The sequence below is a fragment of the Fictibacillus sp. NRS-1165 genome, assembly GCF_050468105.1.
Lineage (GTDB): Bacteria > Bacillota > Bacilli > Bacillales > Fictibacillaceae > Fictibacillus_C > Fictibacillus_C terrinigri.
On the sequence record NZ_JBDPNU010000196.1, the window covers coordinates 1 to 996 of the forward strand.

The following is a 996-nucleotide window of genomic DNA, read 5'->3' on the forward strand; positions in this document are numbered from 1 at the left end:
CGATAATTCACATAATCGACTGCAATGACCCGCTTCGCCCCTTTTAGCCAGCAAAACTTTTGTGCAAATAGTCCAACGGGACCACATCCCAAAACGATAACGGTGTCCCCGTCCTTTACGCCCGCATTATCAACACTCCAAAAACCAGTGGTCATCGCATCCGCAATAACCGCTAACTTTTCATCAGGTTCCTCGCAGGTCTCCGGGATTTTAAAATGAGTAAAGTTGGCAAAAGGGACTCTCAAATATTCCGCTTGCCCGCCTGGATAACCGCCAGTTGTTCCGGAATATCCGAAATAGGCTCCCATATCTCCATTATCATTTGAATTGTCGCATTGACTTTCCAAATGGTCTTTACAGTAACGGCATTCACCGCATGCGATGTTAAATGGAATGATTACGCGGTCTCCCTTTTTTAGTTTTGTTACTTCCGGACCAACCTCTTCAACGATTCCCATCGGTTCATGTCCAATGACATAGTTCTCTTGCAGGTTAGGGATCATGCCATGAATTAAATGCAAATCAGAACCACATATCGCTGTACTGGTCACTTTGATGATCATGTCATCTGGTTTTTCAATCTTAGGGGCTGGCACTTCTTTTACAACAACATTTTTTATCCCTTGATATGTTACCGCCTTCATGCTATATAACCTCCAGTGTTAATGTTCATCAGGTGTCCGATCAAACATGCCCTTTCGATTGGTCTCAACGGGAAACAGGTTCATTTTTCCAATCTTAATCGTATTGTTGGCCGAAAGCTGATCCAATTGATACTGTTCCGTTAATTCGTAAGGATGGAACCATTTTTTCTTGATCATCAACTCAGATATTTCCTGATGCATGGCAATGCCTTGCTTTAACTGTTTTCTCAATGCCGCTCGGACATCAGGTGATGCGGATTCGGTTAATGCTACAGCTATGTTGCGAACGCCTTCTTTGGCACGAATTAGAAAGTCCATGGCAAAGGTGGTGTCTGCTAGCTCAGGCATATGC

2 protein-coding genes are annotated in these 996 nt (G+C 43.8%); both read right to left on the reverse strand.

The window, feature by feature from the left end; genetic code table 11:
* On the reverse strand, positions 1-644 hold a 644-nt coding region (locus ABHN01_RS25855; RefSeq protein ID WP_429877923.1), incomplete at its 3' end, for an alcohol dehydrogenase catalytic domain-containing protein.
* Between the two features lie 18 nt (positions 645-662).
* A partial coding sequence (locus tag ABHN01_RS25860) for a spore coat protein (RefSeq protein ID WP_429877924.1) occupies positions 663-996 on the reverse strand: 334 nt, incomplete at its 5' end.